This is a genomic window from Neobacillus sp. B4I6 (assembly GCF_050434045.1).
Taxonomy (GTDB): Bacteria; Bacillota; Bacilli; order Bacillales; family Cytobacillaceae; genus Neobacillus.
On the sequence record NZ_JBNPWB010000002.1, the window covers coordinates 4512919 to 4532550 of the forward strand.

The window sequence follows — 19632 nt, forward strand, 5'->3', positions numbered from 1 at the left end:
ACCCCAAGTAGTAAAAAAGCCAATGAACATCATTAGCTTTAGCTTCCTTCATAATATACGTTTTTTTGCAATTTCTCCTTTATATATTTTATAAAGCATTTTTATTATATGGGGTAGCGTCAGGAAACCGCATTTATCTTAACATATGTATAGAAAACCTTTGTTTATCAATGGTTTATTCATTGAAGTCATGTAACAAAGTATTCTTCTAGACAACAAGCCTCGTAGCATCTAGTTCTACAACCGTTTTGCCTTAAAGGCAATTAAAACGCCTTAAGGCGTTATTTATACGGAGAAATATTATTTCTACGGGATGGATATTATAATTTAAAATTCTTTCAATCCTCCACCACAAAATGTCGGCAGGACCCCTATTAGTGTTTGTCATCTTACATTTCTTTGTACCAGTTTGTTATGATTTTTTCGTTGCTTTGGTTCCAAATTCGCGAATTTTCACCTTTACCTTTAAATCTACCGGTACCTTACTAAATCGATCATCCCAATCTCCTTTCACTTTTTTCCATACCTGGGGGTATTCAATACTCAGCCTTTTACCAAAACCCACTACATCCACCTTATATTTCTTCTGCGTTTTGGAAAGTGCTCTCCCAGCTTCCTTCTTAATTGCCGCTTCTGTTTCTTGTTGTGCTCTTTTTATAAAATCCGATTTAAAAGCATTTCCTGGATCTATCCAATCTTCACGCAGTTTTCCTTCTGTCTCAATTTCTACTGTAAAGGAGATCTTGTCTCCTACAACTTTTGGTTTGATTTTACTTTTCATTTTTTGAAGCTCATATACAAGCATCTCTCCACTCTTCGGATCTACCCCTTTAACGATCCCTGATCTTCTCTTGTCGATGATACTGTAGATAAGCGCCCTTTAATTGAATAAACCACTAAATATTTTAGCCGTTATTATGGTGGAGAAAATGTAACTAAAGCACCCGTTAGCCATCCATGCAGCTGAAAAATCGTTGCTGCACCACAGAGAATGAAAGTAGGGTTTTTGTGGTCATACTGATATTGGCGACATGAGGTTTAATTTACGGCTCAGTTTTAAAAAATTTAAATTGCTGGGTCTACTTTAGTATTGTCATTTTTAGATTTTCACTGTTTTGTACTTTCATGGTAGTTGAAGAACACTATTTATTTGGCAATGGCTTTTCAGGGCGTTTAGGACAGTAATTACAGTCAGGGTCACTACATTTAGATTCAGTCCAGTAATTACATTTAGGACAAAAATAAGCATCAAAATCTTCATAATAAACTAAATTAAATTTACAATTAGAACAACAACGTTCTTCATCAATATGACCATCAATTTCAAAGTCATCAATTATTACTTTGTCATCTTTTTCTTCTATTTTCATAAGTCTTCCTTTAATTTCACTACTGCACCCGTTAGCTGAATAAGATTATTCCTCATATAACCAATCAAAATCATCATGAAGGACATACTCTTGTTCCTCTAAAGTTAAATAATAGTTCGAACAAACAATATCTAATTCTTTATAATCAACACCGTAGTCAATGCCTAAGAATATATGCTTTAAAGATTTATTTTCCTTTGCCATTTTAGGTATCCTATCAATCACTTTCGAACTGTCTAATACGGCTGAACGATAAAATTCACTCCATTCTTCCCACTCAAAACTATAAGGAATGTTTGCATGAATAACATTTTCAAACTTCAAAATTCCTTTCTTAACACGATAGGTAAACCCGCCCGTCCTATCTACGCGAGATATAGGCTTTAAAATTTGAAAAGAAATGCTTTTTTCTCGGTGACTAATAACTAATTCTTCAATTACGGTATCGTATAATTCTAGGTCATCTTTATCCTTATAATCTTCCATCGGTATCACCATTTTCGTTCTTTTTATCCCTTATTCGATAAAGAAATTAATTATTCCTTCTTCAAGTAGTCGAGTAGAAGGGAGCCTTTCTACCTTGCGGTAGATTGTACTCCACCCCCCTCACAGAACCGTGCTTGCACTATTAATGCACACGGCTCCTCCTAGTTACCATTCACAAAATGTAGCTAATCTCTTAGATTGAGATTTTGCTACTTCTGCTATCCTTAGTAGTTTTGATTCCATTTATCCCTACCTCTGAGTGTAGTAAATGTTTCCCTAGTAAGGGCGATAACTGGTAGCTAGCCTTTCCTCCATCGGCATTACCCAACTTCATTGGTACTACGCTGCTATCCGACTCCCTACACAGCATTTGGTCTCCTTGCTTTTTATCGCTTGTATACCATACTCTTCTAACAAGAAAAGACCGGTAGGGTCTCCCGAGTTGCCGTATCATATCGATGTGTAACGTGCCAAGGTCTCTGACTCCAGAGAGGTTTTATCCATCTTGCCCTAACGAAGGATAAAATGTAGCTTTCTGCTGCAGGTAAAGTATCAGCCCTCTCGATTTACTAACATTATGGAGCTCAATCCCTTCAACCATTTGGCTTTCGGCCCGCCGTCGGGTAGAAAACAAGCGCGCGCAATCAATATTTATAGATTCACGTTTCTTGTAGCCCCCCTACGATCCCGGACGGTCGGATTTCCCGAGTCCGGTTCTGACCTTGGATTAATCACCTACAAGCCTTCCCATACAACCGCAGGATTAAATGTCGGTACACATATTCCCCCTTCATTTGTAGGTTTACTTGTAAGCTAGTTTAAACATACTTTATAGCTCAGAGTCTATAATGCTCAAACATTCCAAGTGCCCAGAGGTCCTTTGCCCTATCAAAGGTGTTACCTAGATTAGGAGTATAATTTGCTTATACTTAAGAAGACATTACTCTTCTCTCAAAGCTACTACGACCTCATGCGCCAGTCCTAAATCTTCCTATCAACTTCTATTAGCCTCATATATGATAGGTCTTTATTGGTTTGTACCATTCCAATTTGAAGTAGGACCTTCCCGTCGTTATCTCTGAGAATCTTTCCCTAGATGCTAGAACCCGTATCCCGGCTGCCCTTACGGTGCTTTTGACCGTTTCTTCCCGTAAGACATCGGTCTTCCCCCGTTAGATAAAGGTCGACGCTAAGCATATATCCCTCGAAACAGTTTCTCAGAGGGCGTAGATTTCGGGACTGCAGTATTCGTTAAATCCTTCTGGCCTCTAGGTTTGCTCGCCACACAGACTGTTCCGACCTTATTCTCTCTGTGTAGAATAGGCCGCCGTGACTTTTACTTCCAAGCAGAACGTAGTTCGTTACCTCCCCACGCATTGGATATGCTAGTCATCCGAATCGGTCAATTGATGACAGGAGACTTTCACTCCATAAGATTCTCAGCCTTGACGGCTGCTCCACCTAACTGTCTACGCTTAAAGACTAAAGTTACCTTTAGCCCTCCAAGACTCGCTACGAGCGAATGGCTAGTTCTTACTCGACGGGAATCCCACCCGCTATATGATACGACCTAGGCTCGGCCGCACACCTGCCCCGTTAGTGGAACAAGAAAAGGGATTGCCGCAGCAGTCCCCATCTTTAACTCTAGCACCCGTTACTTTAAGTGTAATTCTTCACAATCTATAACCTTTTCTAAAACTCTTACTAACAACGAAAATTAAAATAAATAAAAAAAGTGGTAGTTCTATTGATAAACTACCGCTAGCTTATTATCGCAGTTATTTTGATTTAATTCCTGCACCACAAAGAGGTATTATAATTTTTTCATCTGGTACCTTCTTATATTTTAAATAACCTGCATAGTTTGCAGCTGTTGTTACTTCAACATAGAAACCTTTATTAGCAAGCATTGCCCGTGCACTCAGAATTTCATCCTCTTTAATGTCAATAAATAAACCATTTGTTTCACGTACCGCTTCTAAAATTTGTCTTGAGCGTGCTGGGGCTGCAATGGCAATACCTTCTGCTAAAGTACCTTTATTGGTTACAGGTTCTGCTATTTCTAGTCCATTTTCATATGCACTCATAAGAGGTGCACAGTTTGCTGCTTGGATTGCAACAATCTTCGGCATTTTTTCTATTAATTTGTTTTCAAATAACTCTTTAAAACCATTGTACGCACCAAGTACAAGTGTACCATTACCAACTGGGATGATTAATGCATCTGGCACTCCTTTTAATTGCTCGTAAATTTCATAAGCGTACGTCTTAGTTCCTTCATAAAAATAAGGATTATACACATGACTTGCGTAAAAAACTTTTTCTTCGACTACTGCTTTTTGCGCCGCAGCTGCAACGTTCTCTCGTGTACCATGAATTTCTTTAATCGTTGCTCCACTGGCTTTTATTTGAGCGATCTTTTTCGGTGAAGTTTCATCACTTAGATAAATATCACAGGCAATATTACAACGTGCTGCATAAGCCGCAATCGCCGTTCCTGCATTACCACTACTATCAGCAATCACCTTTGATACCCCTAATTCCTTCGCCTTCGTCATCAAAACAACGGCTCCTCGATCTTTAAAGGATAATGTAGGCATCATATAATCAACTTTTACATACGTATTTGGCTCCATAGGATCTAGAACGATTAAAGGTGATTGACCTTCACCCATTGTCACGGATTCCCATGTCTTAGAATCTTTTGCAAATGGCATGGATTCAAAATAACGCCATAATGAGTTTGGATAGTTATTCCAAGCAGCAACATCAACTTTTGGGGTATCTTTTACTATGTTTAATACTCCGCCACATTCACATTTCCATATAGTTGGTGTAATATCATGCTTTTTGCCACAACTGTTACAAATAAATTGTTCCATCATTTATCAATCCTTTTAAATATTATAAAAATTAGACTTTTTTATATAAGACAGGTAAAAAATATAACTAAATATATGCAATGGCATCAATTTCAATTTTGAATCTAAAATGTAATTCATTAGTTGGTACCACGGTACGAGCTGGTTTATGTTCACCGAAAAATTCATTATAAACAGCATCTACTTTATCCCATAATTTCACATCTGGAATATATAATGTCATACGCAAAATTTGCTCTTTTTTACTTCCAGCTGCTTCTACAATCATTTCCACGTTTTTAAGTGCTTGTAATGTTTCTTCTTCGATGGTGCCAAATTTCTTTTCACGGGTTTCAGGATTAATGGCAAATTGCCCTGAGACATAGACAGTATTCTGATGAACTGTTGCTAATGCATAGTGTCCATTTGATTTTAAATTGCCTACTTCAAAGATGCTTTTCATTTGATTCTCCTTAACTTGATTTATTTTTGATTTCATCCAAATAACTATAAACTGTTACTTTGGAAATGCCTAACAAAGATGCGACCTTCTCAACAGATCCTTTCATTAAAAAAATGCCTTTTTCGTCCATAAATCTTATTAATTCAATCTTTTCATGGCGTTTCATGACTGGATGTACACTGTTTTGAATGATTTGTTTAATCAATTGATCCACTATTCCTTCAACATTTTCAATATCATCATCTGATTTTGTTTCATTCTCTTGAACTTCAACTTGTGTTGAAAGAAAAGTATTCATAAATTGTTGCATTTGATTCAGTGCTTCAACATCAAAATTTATGCAGAAAGCACCAATCACTTTTTTCTTGGAATCACGTATTAATGAAGTCGAAGAACGAATAGTACGCTTATCTTCTGTTACAAATGTATAACCTGCAAGATAATCTTCTTTAAAGTCTTCCGATCGTAATACAGTCTTCACTAGGTGATCAAATGATTGACCGATTTCTCTTCCTGTAACATGGTTATTTACTGTTAACATTACAGATGCTTGAGGGTTCGTCAAATCATGAATAACGACTTCACAGTTCGTTCCAAACATCTTTGCAGTAGATTTTGCTATAGGGATAAAACTCTCTAATACTTTCTTACTCTGTTCCATGTCTAACTACCTCATTTTTTAAAGTCCATTTAATTATATATTTTTTTATATAAAAATAGCAATATGTAGATTTTTTTATATAATTTTAAAAAATTCCTCTTAAGGATGAGCAAATCACCTAAAAATGAATATCCCCTCAGAGTTAGTTGATTAGATAGGCTTTCTTTAACTAAACTGCTTCGTTAGTGGAACAAGAAAAGGAGCTGCCGCAGCAACCCCAATCTTCAACTATTGCACCCGATAGTTTAAGTACAATGTTTCACAATGTTCCCAGGTAAAGATCAAAATGAAGGGTTTCTTACGAGCCACTTAATATAATTTATTGCTCTAATGAACGTTTTTAACAGATTGGTTTTTATTGAAGGATGGTTTCAGCTCAGCAATTAAGATTGCCATCATAATTAATACCGCCCCGATAAGCATACGCCCGGTCAATACTTCGTGTAAAAATAAAACGGAAAACAACATCCCGAAAAAAGATTCTGTAGATAAAATAATAGCTGCTTTTGTAGCTGTGGTATATTGATGTGCTTTATTTTGAAAAAGATAGGCAATCGTCGTTGAAAAGACTGCTAAATACAAAATCGAATAAACTCCTTCACTTTCCAACGATGTCGGTATATCTCCTTTAATAAGGACAGCAACTACACTTAATAGGGAAGCCGTTATGAATTGCACAATGGTCAGTGATATAGGATCTTCCTTTTTGACAAAAAGATTTGTATAAAAAATATCGAAAGCAAAAGCTGCTGCACATGCAAGCGATAATATATCACCTATGTTTCCGGTCATGGAACTCTGAAGGCATAACAAGCCAATACCTACAATGGCTATGACTGAGCCAAACATTTCATATCGATCAATTCTTCGCTTATACAGCAGGTAAGCAATTATAGGTACAATCACAACATTGACGGCAGTTAAAAATGCATTCTTTGAAGGTGTCGTATATTGCAAACCAACCGTTTGTAAAACGAAGCCCAGAAATAAAAACGTGCCTAGTATGGCTCCTTTCCACATGACGGATTTGGTGAGTGTTTTGAGTTTGAGTCCAAATAGCATTGTAAGTAAAAGTGTAGCTAAAACAAACCTTCCTGCCATTACCTGATATGGAGTTAAAAATTTCAGTGCAATATCGGTTACAACAAATCCGCTGCCCCAAATAATCGCTGTAACCAACAGCATTCCATCACCTATATATTGTTTCATCTCTTTCCCTCCTTGACTACAACCAAGGATATCACAAGAAAAACAACAATATTTTGATAGTGATTCTAAAATTTTTAGCTTATTTTTGTATTAATTCCAAAGCGGTTCCTTCGATTGTTTTATGGAGTAAATACACTTTTACTGCTGCGGATAGATTCTCATAAAAAACAAACTCGTTACCAAAAGGCTCTATTAATTGACGTATTTTCGCCATACGATAACGGATGGTATTGGGATGACAATAATGTGCGTCCGCGACTTCCTTCACATTACTTTTCTTTAACACAAATGTAATTGCTGTATGTAGTAAATCCTTATCTGTTTTTTCAGTAAGAAGAGGTCCCAAGTATTCTTTCACATAGCTGCTCGCGAATTGTGCATCCTTCCTATAGAGTTCTATAAGCAGACGTTCTGATGCCAGATCCGCATAGTTACAAACAGACTTCGTTCCAATGTCAGCCATAATCCGGGCATAGTACGCTTCTCTGACAGCTAGATGAAGTTCTGTATGTGTCTGGTGGACTTGACCGTAACCAATTGTTAGCCCATCGGTTGGAATTCCATATAGGTCCATCCATTCCTTTAGTATTTTGGTAAATTGGAGCCGCTCGGATTTGTCGGTCAACAGGATCAGAATATTGTTTTTATAGGTGCAGACGATACCTGACTTCAAAAACGACTGGAATTGAAGAAAGGAGTCCATCCATTGAGAGTTCTGGGATTCCATCATTTGAATATCGGCGGTAAATACATATTTCTCAAACGGCTTATTCATCTGTTGTAAGAAGGACTGTAGTTGTGGCTGTGATACCTCATCTTCGATCAAACAACGCATGATATTTTGTAAAAAGAGGTCACTTTCCCTGTTTTTAATAAAATTCATCACTTCAAAAATGATATCCTCAAAATATTCATCTCCACCAAAACGTAAAATCGGAAAATCTTGCTCATTTGCGAAATGTAGGACCTCGTCTGGTAAATCCTGAAAAATAACCGGCTTATAGGCTAAGGCACTCACCTTTAACTTAATGAGCTCTTTAATTGTCTCGATTAAAAGTTCCGGCATTTGGTTAGCAAATAATAAGCTGCTGAGTACAAGGCTATGAGGACTAAAAGCTTCTTCTCTCACTGGCTGAACACCTTCAGAAAATTCAAAATCCAAAATTCCAACACTTCTGATTGTTTTATGTAATGCATTGTCACCTGCTACAACTGAAAAATTCTTTGTAACGGACAGTTGAAATACGTCCTTTACGGTCATCATAAAAATCATCCTTCTTGATAACAAAGATAACCTAATTATAAAGCATTTTATTTATTAAAACATACCTTGTTAAACTCCCTCAGTTTGATACGAATATCTCTCGAATGCTCACTTATTCGCAGGATTTCATAACCCTTGTAATTGAATTTACGGGTCATTGAAATGAGATCAGATCATTTTGGCTTCGTGAAGGCATAGTTAAATAAAGGAGTTAGCTAATACTCCATATTTTACCATATAATGTACATCTCCACGCCGCCCCTGGAGGCTTTCCCTCCCATGTCTCAACGGGTCAATTGCCCTCTCATTCCTTCGTCATGCCTATCCAAGGGGTGGAGGCCAGTTATGCTAACCTGATGGGTCGCAGTGCCCTTTTGTTGAACAAACCTGGTACTCCGTACATATTTGAAATCCTACGAATAAGACAACATTCAAAATTAAGGTTAACTATTTTAATTGATACATATTATAAACTAATGATTTATTTCTAGGCTGCTAAAGGGATTAATTCTTTTATTTTATTTGGACAGTAAGACTCGTTTCGTCGTGCTATTCCTACAAAAATCCTTGCTAATTTACCTATCAGTTTCATTATTGATTTCATTTTCTTTAGCTTCTTAACCTTCACATTATGGGAATGCATTGCTTTAAATTCAGGATTATTCATCACAAGGCTCATGGTTGCTAAGTATAGGAAACGTCGTAGTCTTGACCTTCCACGCTTCGAAATAACAATCTGACCTTTCCACTTTCCAGAACTTGCTTCAGCTAGATGTAATCCTGCATGACGTAATAGAGAGTTTCCGTGAGAGAATCCACTTAGATCACCTGACTCACCTAGTATCCCAGCTAATGAAATTTCACTTATTCCTTTAATCATAAGTAGTTTTTTTGCAAATGGTATTTTATTGAGAACTTCTTTAACTTGTTGTTCAACTCTTTCGAGTTGTTTTATAGCGAGGTCATATTCTTCTAATAATTGTTCTAGGTGGAATTTATAAGCATCAAGAGCTTGTCCAGTTCCAATAGAAGTTTTTGCTAGGTTGATCAATAATTGAGCTTTTTTAGGTCCTGGTTGTCTTTTCATTAATGACTTCCATCCCCTCTGGACATCTAGTGACTCCATTGAAGATATTTCATCTGGAGTTGGAAACAAACGAAGGGTTGCGATGGCTCCTTTGCACGAAACATCGTTAAACACTTGTCGCAGCTCTGGAAAGACAATATCCACCCATCGATTTATTTGATTTAGAGACATTACAAGACGTTTTACAATCACATCACGGTTAGACATAAGAACTCTAAGTTTCTCAAATGATTCTGAGGATGGGCGAATAAAAGAATAGTATCCGTTTTTGACCATATCTGCGATAACTAATGCATCTTTTTTATCACTCTTAGATTGAGTATTATCACGATTCTCTTTATTCCTTTTTACTAAGTGAGGATTGACAGTTGCTACCTCAATTTTTTGGTTAAATAACCATTTTGAAAGGTTAATCCAGTAATGGCCTGTAGGCTCCATACCTACTATTGCTGCATCTAAGTTTTTTAATCTTTTTAAATCATGAATCCAGTTTAGTAGTTTAACAAACCCCTCTTCATTATTTTCAAATGTAATAGGGTCTCCCACTACAATTCCACGGAAGTTAACTGCTCTTGCAACGTGTAATTGTTGAGCGATATCCACACCAACAATAAGATGTGTATCGGAAATTCTTTCGATTAGTTGATTTTGTTTGTCTTGCATTTTAAAATTCATAGTAGGGCTTCCTCCTTAAGACTTTGAGTTAGATTGGTCTCTATACTCGTATCTTACTGAGGGGCTCTATTTTTTTCAAACCTGATATTTAACGATCTACAGGAATGCTAACCTGCCACGTTAGTGGAACAAGAAAAGGGATTGCCACAGCAGTCCCCATCTTTAACTCTAGCACCCGTTACTTTAAGTACATTTCTTCACAAACTTTTATCGTAAAAGAAAAAGTTGCCTTTGGAACGATTTCTCGTCCCCACAACTTTTACTTTATCCACCATTTAATTTTTCATTTCTGTGGGGGAAACGATAGATGTAACCGTTTTGGTTTAATCTGCTTGCTCCCCAAACTTCTTTCCGAACGCTTCCATCAAATCGATAATAGGAATGAATTCTTCCCCTTTTGAGGTTAATGAATATTCAACACGAGGAGGTACCTCTGGATAAACCATGCGGTTAATTAAGCCATCTGTTTCTAGTTCTCGAAGTTGCTTTGTAAGAGAACCTTGTGAAATATCACCTAAAAAAGCTTTGATTTCACTATAACGACGCTCTGTGGGCTTTAAAAACCAAAGAATAAGATATTTCCAACGGCCTGAAAGTATGTTTTGGGTATAGGCGATACCATATACTTCTCTTTGTTCCTTTATACACTTTTTGTCAAATCCATCCTTACATAATCTAGACACCATTTCACCTGCTTTCTACTGTTAAGTACAAAAAAATGTACTATGTCAATTTTTATTGCCTTCTTTAAAAAGATGAGAAATGATTATATTCTAGTATATGTAACCAAAATACTCAATACGTTTATAAAGACATATGATGCTTTGTTTACGGTTTGATAAGAGGTGAATGATTCAGCTGAAAATATGATTGTGTAACATTAGCGGAATTATTCTTTGATATACAAATTCTTTAGGAGGAACAATCATGCGATTTGGAATTATAGGTGCAGGACCAATTGGGTCCATTATTTCTAAAAAATTAGTTAAGAACGGGCATAATGTGAAGATTGCAGATGCACGAGGAATTGAACGTTTAGAAGGAAAAGAGCTTGCTGGAACACCCGTGCGTGTGGAGGATGCCATTACAAATATTGAAGTTCTTATACTATCTCTCCCTATAAAAGCACTGCCAAGCATTCGGAACATTATCGATCAAGTCGGGGAGGAAGTAATCATTGTAGATACTTCAAATTATTATCCTTTTAGAGACGGCCAAATTGAAGAAATCGAGAACGGGATGGTTGAAAGTGTTTGGGTTTCAAATCAATTAGGCAGACCTATCATTAAAGCTTTCAACAACTTATTAGCCTATACTTTAGAAAATGAAGGAACATCCGAAGATTCTAGTGGACGAATTGTGATGGCAGTTGCTGGTAATGACCCATCACAAAAACAAGTAGTCATGAACGTAGTAAACGAGCTTGGATTCGACGCAGTAGATAGTGGTTCTATAAGTGACTCTTGGAGACAACAGCCAGGAACTCCTGCTTACTGTACGGAGCTAACAAAAGATGAACTAACGAAAGCGTTGAAAAAGGCAAGTAAAGAAAAAGCACCATTACTACGGGATAAGGTGATGGAAATGTTTGCAGAGCTCCTTGCAGAAAAAAAAGAAGTTGAATTTTCACATAAGGATATTGTGAATTTAAACAGAGAAATATACAATTCATAAAACAAAAGGTGCACTCGTTAGAGCGCACCTTTTTGTATATCCATATATCCCTATAAAGTTATAAAGGTATGTCTTACCTTTTTCCGCCAGACAATCCTAAATAATATTAGTAATTCTGAGAGCTTACAAAGGTCCTTCCAGGACGATCTCATTTTTTTCAAAAAACAGAATCTAAGTATGTTTGTGTTTAAAATCCCTCTACCACTAACCTGCCCCGTTAGCACAAGAAGAAAAAGCTGCCTTATTGACAGCCTTAATCTCAAACTCTTGCACCCGTTAGTGAAAGAAGGTTCGCTTCTAATCTAACTTTTATCCTTTTTACCTTTATCACTGAATGCCCAATTGCCGTTAGTATAATAAGAAAATGACACCTCTTTGGAAAGTAACATTTTGTTTCAATTACACTTAAATAAAAAAGCGTTTTCTTATTATTAGAAACGCATATATAAGCAGAAATTAATTTTGTTTAATCTTCTTAATATTATTGAAGAACAATATCTTTAAATTCTTTAAAAATTGCTAATTCCTTATTTAAGGTATCCTTCATTTTCTTTCCGCATTTCTCACTACATAAAGCAAAAATACCATCAGTTCCTTGTAACTTCGCTTCTGATTCTCTCGCTGTTACTATCATAGGAACACTAGTGTTTCGAGTACGCAGACCTATTTGCATTATTGTCCCTTCACTTTCAGTGTAATCTATACCTTCTGCGAATTTAACACTTAACCCAAAAACTGGCTTGTTATTACTAATTTTTTTCATACACCAAGCACATCTCAGCATATTGCTCCCTCCCATTACCCAAAAATTTTGTAATAAATATACCTTAATATTTTATTAAGTTCAAACTATTAATGGAGAAGTAGATTTTTTACCATTAAATAGATCTCTCTTAAATTAAACTGCCTTTAGTACAAAAGAAAAAAGCTGCCTCAATGACAACTCCGTTTCTTTAACTCTTGCACCCGATAGTTTAAGTGCATATCTTCACAATCTAATAAAGATTAGCATCAATTACGATACTTTAGCCACTTTCTTCGGAATCGGTACAATTTGTGAAACAAACGTCCAAAGTATTAAACAAATAATGAGGAAGCCAACATTCAAACTGATTACTCCTCCCCATCCGTATGCAGACCAAAACACCCCTCCGAGTGTTCCACCTACACTAGAACCCGTATAGTAAAGAAATAAATATAATGATGAAGCTTGTGCTTTGTTTTGTAAAGCACGTTGCCCGACCCAGCTGCTTGCAATCGAATGACCTCCAAAGAATCCATAGGTAAACAATCCAAGTCCAAGTATTTTAATCAATAAATTAGAATCCAAAGTTAAACAAACACCGATTAATGCAATTAATAAGCTGATGAATAATACCTTCTGCTTTCCGTGACGATCTACCAATTTTGCTGTCCAGACAGAGCTAAACATTCCAACTATCATGATTAAAAATATCCAACTTACAAATGTTTGGCTAAGCGAATAGGGTTTTCCGAGTAATACATAACCAATATAATTGAATAACGCTACATTACTCCCTAAAAGCAAAAATCCTATGACAAATAAGCAAACTAGACCTGGATCTTTCAGATGGTCAACTAATGTTTTACCTAACTTACCAAGTTCTAACTGACGAGCTTTGAAATTTTGTGAAGGTGGCAAACTATTCCAAAAAATTAAGGTAGCAGCTAAACTTATGATTCCAATTCCCCCTATTGCAATGTGCCAACCAAAGTAGTCGCTCAACATACCAGAGAAAACTCTGCCAAAAACAGCACCAATGGAATTGCCACATATATATAACCCCATAGCCGAACCAAGACTCTTGGATTCTATTTCTTCACCAAGATAAGCCATTGCAATTGAGGGCAATCCAGCCAATGAAATTCCTTCAATAGTTCGTAAACCTAGCAGAAAATGAAAATTTGGACTGAATGCTGTGAGAATACAAAACACAGAAGCAGCCAGCATGGAAATGACCATAATAGGCTTTCGTCCCCATACTTCTGACAAAGAACCCAAAATCAGCATGCTGATGGCAAGAACTATTGTTGTTATGGAAAGAGACAGACTTGCAGTAGCTGGATTAATGTTAAATTCTTTTGTAAATTCTGGCATTAAAGGTTGAACACAGTAAAGAATAGCAAATGTATTAAAACCAGCAGCAAAAAAAGCAAAGCTGGTTTTGCGAAATAGAGGCGTACCTTTTTGAATGTAATTCATAATACAATCACCCAATTCATATGACTTCCAACATAATGCATAATAAAAATCCCTTTATTTCAAATTATGTATTTTGCTTCTGATTTTTATAGTACCACCGATTATACATGATGTATAATTCATTATGTTAATGTATTTAATGCATTTATGTAATGAATAAACCAGTGGAAAGTGGTGTTATAAAATGGAATGGCAACAGTTTGAATATTTTCAAACACTGGCAAGAATGCAACACGTAACCCATGCCGCAGAAGCCTTATCAATCTCCCAGTCAGCCCTTAGCCGTTCGATTGCCCGATTTGAGGATGAAATAGGTGTGCCTTTATTTGAACGTCAGGGACGTTCAATTAGATTAAATAAATATGGTCATATCTTTTTAAAGCGTGTGGATAATATGATGAATGAATTCTATGAAGGCAAACAAGAAATTAAAGATTTACTCGATCCAGAGCAGGGAGAAGTATCGCTTGGGTTTCTGCACACTTTAAGTACAAGTCATATACCTGATATACTCGCCTCTTTTCGATCCTGCTATCCTAAAATCAATTTTCGTCTTGGACAAGGACCCTCCCACAATCTTATTGACCAGTTGCAATCAGGAGAGTTTGATCTTTGTCTAATTGCTTCTATGGAGAATAAATCACCAATTGTATGGAGACAGCTTTGGAATGAAGAACTTTTCGTTATAGTCCCTAAAGACCACAAATACGCTTATCACAAAAATATTACATTAGAAGAAATTGCAGATGAATCTTTTATCCATTTAAAAAAAGGATTCTCACTTCGTATTACCTTCGATCAATTATTTAAAGAAGCGGGAATTACTCCTAAGATAACATTTGAAGGAGAGGAAGCAGACACTGTTGCAGGGCTTGTCGCTGCGGGATTGGGAATATCAATTCTACCGGATTTAAAGGGAACAGATCAAAGTAAAATATCACAAATACCTATCAATAGTAAGCAATGCCAGCGGACAATTGGAATTGCGTGGGTAGATGGAAGATATTTATCACCTGCAACTCAAAAATTTAAACAATATGTCTTGGACCATTCCTACGAATTAGAATAGGAGTGGTCATTTTTTTGAAACAAAATTTTAAATTGTAATGTTAAATCTGTATTAGATAAATCTCCTCTTATTGAACTAAACTGCTTCGTTAGCGGAACAAGAAAAGCGACCGCTCTTATTGAACAATCGCACTCGTTAGTTAAACAAGACAATAAAATATCTTTTATAGTAAAATATTAGTATTTACAAAAGGAGCATCATTCTTATGAATATTTTAATTTTAGGTGCAACTGGACGAGTTGGAAGTCAAATAGTTACTTATGCCCTTCATGACAGACATCATGTTACTGTATTAGTTCGCACTCCAGAGAAGATTCAAATAAATAACGAAAATTTAACCATTATTCAAGGGAATGTTTTAAAGAAAGAAGATATAGTACGTGCAATGCATGGGGTTGATGTAGTAATTAGTGCACTAAATACTGATGGCACAACCACTCTCTCAGAAAGTATGCCACTTATTATCGAAGCAATGGAAAACGAAGGTATAAAACGAATAATAACTATAGGAACTGCGGGTATTTTGCAAAGTAGAACCACACCAAATTCTCTGCGTTATCAATCAAGTGAATCAAAGCAGAAGTCAACCCGTGCAGCGAAAGAACATCATAAAGTTTACGATATGCTCAAACAATCAACCCTAGAATGGACGATTGTCTGTCCTACGTACTTGCCGGATGGAGAAAGGGTAGGCAAATATCGAATAGACCGAAATTTTTTGCCGGAGGGTGGAGCTGAAATATCCGTACCGGATACAGCGGAATTTACTTTTAAACAGATAAAAGCAAGCGATTATATAAAATCGCGTGTAGGTATCGCCTACTAATAATATTCTTATACTACTTGGATTAACCCGTTGTTGAAAAGGAAAATGGGATGCGGCAATAATCCCCACTCTTTGGTGAAGTTAGCAATAAAACAGCGACAGGCTAGAACTTATTTTCTCATCCTAGGCTACCACTGTTTTTATTTTTGGGGCTTGTCAAAATAAGCATGGTCGTTTTTTTGTCCATCCACCGTTTAGGTCAAAAACTGGGGGGATTGGGGAGCGTGCATCCGCCAAAAAGAAACAACCTGTTCCGTATCTGCCACCATTCCAAAATAGGTATCCACGGTTTTTAAGGTCATATCGTGTTCTTCCTGCGAAAAAGCAGCACAGGCATCTTTCATGAGCACGATTCGATAATCCAGCATAAACCCGTCTCTGGCGGTTGATTCCACACAAAGATTCGTGCTGACTCCTGTTATAATCAAGGTTTCGATTTTAAGAGTTTGCAATATGGACTCCAGCATAGTATGAACGAAGCCGCTGTAACGATGCTTCTTCACAATGATGTCATTCGACTGCGGCGCAACTTCGTAAAATTCCGCTCCCCAGCTCCCCGTCTGGCAAATCGGGTTGACACCATCCGGAAAGCGGGAAAGCCAAACCTCGGAATCAGTCGACTTATCATGATTCGTCTGCAAAAAAATGATTGGAACGGAGTGCTCTCTTGCCGCATCCAACAAGCTGCGCAAGTTCGGAATTATTTTTTTGACCGCGCTGACATCGCTTGCGCTTTTGGCAATTGCTCCATCGGGATGGCAATAATCGTTTTGCACATCCACGACGATGACGGTCGTGTTTTTCCGTTCCAAGTTCTTTTTTAATTTTTCCAACCTTTTCACCCCCTTTACCATGTTTATTATTCCAATTCGATACCACTAATATTACAACATGCACATTAGGTCTATTCATCCCCATTTAAGGTGAGATTACAATTCGCTCCCCAAAAAACCTAATATGTCAATAAGCAGGTAAACCATAAAACATTTGAATCGATAAAATAACTTTGTGAAGAAATACTTAAACTATTCTGCCACGTTAGTGGAACAAGAAAAAGAGCCGCCGCAGCAACCCTTTGTTAAACTCAAGCACCCGTTACTTTAAGTACAATATTTCACAAACTTTCAAATTAATGTATTAATGAAATACCCCCATAATCACAAGACCAATAAGGATAGCTGCAAGAGATAAGATTAAAGCAAAGCCTGCTAATTCACCACCTGTACCGAAAAAGGTATCAAGTATTCCTAAAACAAAACAGAACACTTTTTTTGATGTTTTAGACTCATCTGCCTTAAATTCTTTATAACCATAAACCAATAGCGATATAAAAGAAACAAAACCTATTAAAAAGAGAATGAACCCACCGAACACTACAATAAAAGTTTTTCACTTCGTTTCCATTTGTTGCGAAGCTAAAGCCCGCCGTTAGTGAAATAAGATTTAAATTTCTTCCTGATATATTTCTGATTTTATTGGACTTAAATTAAATGGTATTTTAAACTCCTGAAGACTTTCTATATGATTAAAAAAATCATATAAGTCATCATAATCCATTGACCATTCTGATACCTCTAACTTTCTTAACTCAACTGTTGGTTTAAATAAAAATTCACAATGAAGTTGTTTCGTATTCGAATACTCGTCTTCTTCATAAACAGTAAACTGACGTACAAAATCAAAATGAAATAGTTCCTCTCCAGTAAAATCATAAACACCACATTGAAATAAAATTTCTTTATCTTCTTCTCCCTCAACTGGTTCTTTACAAAAATCCTTAAATGTTTCCCAAGCTTTTTTTATATCATCGGAATCATTACCAATCTTATCTTTAAGGTAGCTTTCAGCATTTTTAACCGTAATCATTCCAACACCTCCGCTATTATTATGTAAGTATTTTTATTAAACTATCCTGACCCGTTAGCACAAGAAGAAAGCATCCATTTTTGGTAGCTGGATCAAATCTCTTGTCCCCATGTTTAAATTAACCCCATCCCTGAAAGAGTATTAAACATCGTCAAACTCCTGCCTCTTATACTAGTCAATTATCGGATTCGATTTGCGCTTTTGAACCTTGAACATCTTCTGTGTCATTTCGAACCATAACGGTATAAAGGAAGCTTCTTCCATTTAATCTTACCGTAGTCGTGTATCACTAATCGAATATGAATTTTAATCTTATAAAGTTAAAATCTTGGTATATATTGAAATAAATTGCTGTCGAAACTTGAATATTGGTAATCTTTGAAAATGAAAGCGCTTTCTGATATGATTAAATCAGACTAATAGCATAAGTGGCCAGTACATTCAAATTAATTTACTTACAGAAAATCCATAGAGATCCAATTAATAAAGGGGAGAGAAAATTGAAAAAAAGTCAAATTCTGTTCAGTGAATTTGTTAAGGAAGACAGATTTGCACTCAATGAGTATCTAATAAGTTTATTTAATCAAATTAGAGAATACTTTCCAATACAAAGCACGACAGAACAGCAAGAAAATGGAATAAAAAATTAATAGAATGCTCCTTCATTAAGGAGAGCATTTATTATTAAAACAGGCATAACGATGTTTTGCCTGTTTTCTGTGTATTTGGCAAGTAAAAAATGTTGGTTATGTTTATGGCAGTATGTTTTATGATGTAAAAAAGCCAAAATATACAAGTAGGTAAAAAACTTTCATATTTTTGATCCCTGTGTTTTATTCCTTATTATGTTAAAGCACCCGATTGTTGAACATCTTAATTTATAATAATTGATTTCATTCTGCTTTATACGGTGAATAGCAGCCAACTGGCTATACAACAGTAAAAAACTCCTTTCTTAAAATGAGGCTACTGCAAAAAACAGGAATTAATTACTGAAGTACAATATGTAGAGGTAAAATAAAAGGGTGAAACACTACTTGTGGTAGGTGCTCACCCTTTTTTCATTTGTTTTTGGACTTTTGCAGTGCCCTCTAAAATGAAGGAGTTTTTTATTGTTGCCTGATGTTATTTCATCACCAATCCACCGTCAACATTGATGCATTGCCCAGTAATAAACGATGCCCAATCAGAGGCGAGGAATAATACAGCACCGGCAATATCCTCAGGCATAGCCAAACGGCACATCGGGGTTAACTGGATGATCGAATTTCTTACATCCTCCTTCGTTTCATAGCTGGAGTCGGTTGGATAGGTAAGGCCCGGTGAAACAGCGTTGACGGTAATCCCAAATGCGCCTAACTCTTTTGCGAGATTCCTGGTAAAGCCAAGCAGGGCCGCTTTCGCTGTTGAATAGTCATGATAGGGAATCACGGGAAAATCTATTAAATTACTGACAATGTTAATGATTCTTCCTGAACAACGGTCTCTCATATATGGCAACGCCGCCTTGCAAATGTTATAGGCGCCGTGGACATTCCCCTGAAGCTGTTCCTCATAGTCTTCCCATTCCATTTCCCATGCTGTTTTCCGTGTTTTCGGATTAAACGTATAGTGGCTTAAGGCATTATTGACCACTACATCAATACCGCCAAATTCATCAATGATTTGTCCCATCATCTCATTTACTTGGTCGGCATTCCGAACATCTGCCTGGATGGCAGCTCCTTTCCCCCCAATTAATTCAATTTCAGTGACCACAGCCTCTGCAAGGGATTGATTTTTTAAATAATTTACGACCACAAAAGCACCCTCAGCAGCAAATTTTTTCGCAATTGCAGCCCCGATCCCCCTGCTCGCACCTGTTACTAAGACAATTTTATCTTGTAAATTCATAGTC

General features: G+C 36.6%; 19 protein-coding genes. 4 read left to right on the top strand and 15 right to left on the bottom strand.

The window, feature by feature from the left end; all coding sequences use genetic code 11:
• Positions 1-412: 412 nt before the first annotated feature.
• From QF028_RS24565 to QF028_RS24610, 10 genes are all read right to left on the bottom strand, one after another.
• Complete coding sequence (locus QF028_RS24565; RefSeq protein ID WP_429472517.1) at positions 413-871, bottom strand: Ger(x)C family spore germination C-terminal domain-containing protein; 459 nt, start codon at positions 869-871, stop codon at positions 413-415.
• Positions 872-1142: 271 nt separating this feature from the next.
• The gene (locus tag QF028_RS24570; RefSeq protein ID WP_429469783.1) at positions 1143-1370 is read right to left on the bottom strand and encodes a hypothetical protein; all 228 of its coding nucleotides are present in this window, start codon (positions 1368-1370) and stop codon (positions 1143-1145) included.
• A 45-nt stretch (positions 1371-1415) separates the two neighbouring features.
• Positions 1416-1856, bottom strand: a complete 441-nt coding sequence (locus QF028_RS24575) for a hypothetical protein (RefSeq protein ID WP_429469785.1) — start codon at positions 1854-1856, stop codon at positions 1416-1418.
• Between the two features lie 1778 nt (positions 1857-3634).
• Positions 3635-4738: a threonine synthase gene (locus QF028_RS24580; RefSeq protein WP_429472519.1), complete on the bottom strand. Its 1104-nt coding sequence runs from the start codon at positions 4736-4738 to the stop codon at positions 3635-3637.
• A 67-nt stretch (positions 4739-4805) separates the two neighbouring features.
• Positions 4806-5180 (bottom strand): RidA family protein, encoded by a 375-nt coding sequence (locus QF028_RS24585; protein WP_429469787.1) that lies wholly within the window; start codon positions 5178-5180, stop codon positions 4806-4808.
• Between the two features lie 10 nt (positions 5181-5190).
• Complete coding sequence (locus QF028_RS24590; protein ID WP_429469789.1) at positions 5191-5841, bottom strand: helix-turn-helix transcriptional regulator; 651 nt, start codon at positions 5839-5841, stop codon at positions 5191-5193.
• 327 nt (positions 5842-6168) lie between these two features.
• A complete protein-coding gene (locus QF028_RS24595) occupies positions 6169-7050 on the bottom strand; it encodes a DMT family transporter (RefSeq protein WP_429469791.1) in 882 nt (293 codons plus the stop codon).
• A 79-nt stretch (positions 7051-7129) separates the two neighbouring features.
• Complete coding sequence (locus tag QF028_RS24600; RefSeq protein ID WP_429469793.1) at positions 7130-8314, bottom strand: PucR family transcriptional regulator; 1185 nt, start codon at positions 8312-8314, stop codon at positions 7130-7132.
• Positions 8315-8801: 487 nt separating this feature from the next.
• The gene (locus tag QF028_RS24605) at positions 8802-10076 is read right to left on the bottom strand and encodes an IS110 family transposase (RefSeq protein WP_429465521.1); all 1275 of its coding nucleotides are present in this window, start codon (positions 10074-10076) and stop codon (positions 8802-8804) included.
• A gap of 323 nt (positions 10077-10399) precedes the next feature.
• Positions 10400-10759 (bottom strand): winged helix-turn-helix transcriptional regulator, encoded by a 360-nt coding sequence (locus QF028_RS24610; protein ID WP_176541386.1) that lies wholly within the window; start codon positions 10757-10759, stop codon positions 10400-10402.
• Between the two features lie 244 nt (positions 10760-11003).
• On the opposite strand from QF028_RS24610, the gene QF028_RS24615 reads away from it, so the two are divergent.
• Positions 11004-11750, top strand: coding sequence for an NADPH-dependent F420 reductase (locus QF028_RS24615; protein ID WP_429469795.1), 747 nt, complete (start codon positions 11004-11006; stop codon positions 11748-11750).
• 481 nt (positions 11751-12231) lie between these two features.
• On the opposite strand, the gene QF028_RS24620 is transcribed toward QF028_RS24615, so the two are convergent.
• Positions 12232-12534 (bottom strand): hypothetical protein, encoded by a 303-nt coding sequence (locus QF028_RS24620; RefSeq protein ID WP_429469797.1) that lies wholly within the window; start codon positions 12532-12534, stop codon positions 12232-12234.
• A 231-nt stretch (positions 12535-12765) separates the two neighbouring features.
• Entirely contained in the window at positions 12766-13974 is a 1209-nt protein-coding gene (locus tag QF028_RS24625; protein WP_429469799.1) for an MFS transporter, read from the bottom strand.
• A 184-nt stretch (positions 13975-14158) separates the two neighbouring features.
• Between QF028_RS24625 and QF028_RS24630 the strand changes: the two genes are divergently transcribed.
• On the top strand, positions 14159-15043 hold the full coding sequence (locus QF028_RS24630) for a LysR family transcriptional regulator (RefSeq protein ID WP_429469801.1): 885 nt from the start codon (positions 14159-14161) through the stop codon (positions 15041-15043).
• Between the two features lie 205 nt (positions 15044-15248).
• On the top strand, positions 15249-15869 hold the full coding sequence (locus tag QF028_RS24635; RefSeq protein ID WP_429469803.1) for an NAD(P)-dependent oxidoreductase: 621 nt from the start codon (positions 15249-15251) through the stop codon (positions 15867-15869).
• Between the two features lie 194 nt (positions 15870-16063).
• Here the strand turns inward: QF028_RS24635 and QF028_RS24640 are convergent, their stop codons facing one another.
• Both QF028_RS24640 and QF028_RS24645 read right to left on the bottom strand, forming a co-directional pair.
• Positions 16064-16702: a cysteine hydrolase family protein gene (locus QF028_RS24640; RefSeq protein ID WP_429469805.1), complete on the bottom strand. Its 639-nt coding sequence runs from the start codon at positions 16700-16702 to the stop codon at positions 16064-16066.
• A gap of 610 nt (positions 16703-17312) precedes the next feature.
• Positions 17313-17735: a hypothetical protein gene (locus QF028_RS24645; protein ID WP_429469807.1), complete on the bottom strand. Its 423-nt coding sequence runs from the start codon at positions 17733-17735 to the stop codon at positions 17313-17315.
• A gap of 500 nt (positions 17736-18235) precedes the next feature.
• On the opposite strand from QF028_RS24645, the gene QF028_RS24650 reads away from it, so the two are divergent.
• A complete protein-coding gene (locus QF028_RS24650) occupies positions 18236-18385 on the top strand; it encodes a hypothetical protein (protein ID WP_429469809.1) in 150 nt (49 codons plus the stop codon).
• Between the two features lie 475 nt (positions 18386-18860).
• Here the strand turns inward: QF028_RS24650 and QF028_RS24655 are convergent, their stop codons facing one another.
• Positions 18861-19628, bottom strand: coding sequence for a 3-oxoacyl-ACP reductase (locus tag QF028_RS24655; RefSeq protein ID WP_429469811.1), 768 nt, complete (start codon positions 19626-19628; stop codon positions 18861-18863).
• Positions 19629-19632 lie beyond the last annotated feature (4 nt).

Bases quoted from the DNA above. Each gene is read 5' to 3' on its own strand.
- QF028_RS24620 (WP_429469797.1), bottom strand. From the start codon at position 12,534: ATGCTGAGATGTGCTTGGTGTATGAAAAAAATTAGTAATAACAAGCCA.
- QF028_RS24615 (WP_429469795.1), top strand. From the start codon at position 11,004: ATGCGATTTGGAATTATAGGTGCAGGACCAATTGGGTCCATTATTTCT.
- QF028_RS24580 (WP_429472519.1), bottom strand. From the start codon at position 4,738: ATGGAACAATTTATTTGTAACAGTTGTGGCAAAAAGCATGATATTACA.
- QF028_RS24630 (WP_429469801.1), top strand. From the start codon at position 14,159: ATGGAATGGCAACAGTTTGAATATTTTCAAACACTGGCAAGAATGCAA.
- QF028_RS24575 (WP_429469785.1), bottom strand. From the start codon at position 1,856: ATGGAAGATTATAAGGATAAAGATGACCTAGAATTATACGATACCGTA.
- QF028_RS24655 (WP_429469811.1), bottom strand. From the start codon at position 19,628: ATGAATTTACAAGATAAAATTGTCTTAGTAACAGGTGCGAGCAGGGGG.
- QF028_RS24635 (WP_429469803.1), top strand. From the start codon at position 15,249: ATGAATATTTTAATTTTAGGTGCAACTGGACGAGTTGGAAGTCAAATA.
- QF028_RS24600 (WP_429469793.1), bottom strand. From the start codon at position 8,314: ATGATGACCGTAAAGGACGTATTTCAACTGTCCGTTACAAAGAATTTT.
- QF028_RS24595 (WP_429469791.1), bottom strand. From the start codon at position 7,050: ATGAAACAATATATAGGTGATGGAATGCTGTTGGTTACAGCGATTATT.
- QF028_RS24625 (WP_429469799.1), bottom strand. From the start codon at position 13,974: ATGAATTACATTCAAAAAGGTACGCCTCTATTTCGCAAAACCAGCTTT.
- QF028_RS24590 (WP_429469789.1), bottom strand. From the start codon at position 5,841: ATGGAACAGAGTAAGAAAGTATTAGAGAGTTTTATCCCTATAGCAAAA.
- QF028_RS24605 (WP_429465521.1), bottom strand. From the start codon at position 10,076: ATGAATTTTAAAATGCAAGACAAACAAAATCAACTAATCGAAAGAATT.
- QF028_RS24570 (WP_429469783.1), bottom strand. From the start codon at position 1,370: ATGAAAATAGAAGAAAAAGATGACAAAGTAATAATTGATGACTTTGAA.
- QF028_RS24585 (WP_429469787.1), bottom strand. From the start codon at position 5,180: ATGAAAAGCATCTTTGAAGTAGGCAATTTAAAATCAAATGGACACTAT.
- QF028_RS24645 (WP_429469807.1), bottom strand. From the start codon at position 17,735: ATGATTACGGTTAAAAATGCTGAAAGCTACCTTAAAGATAAGATTGGT.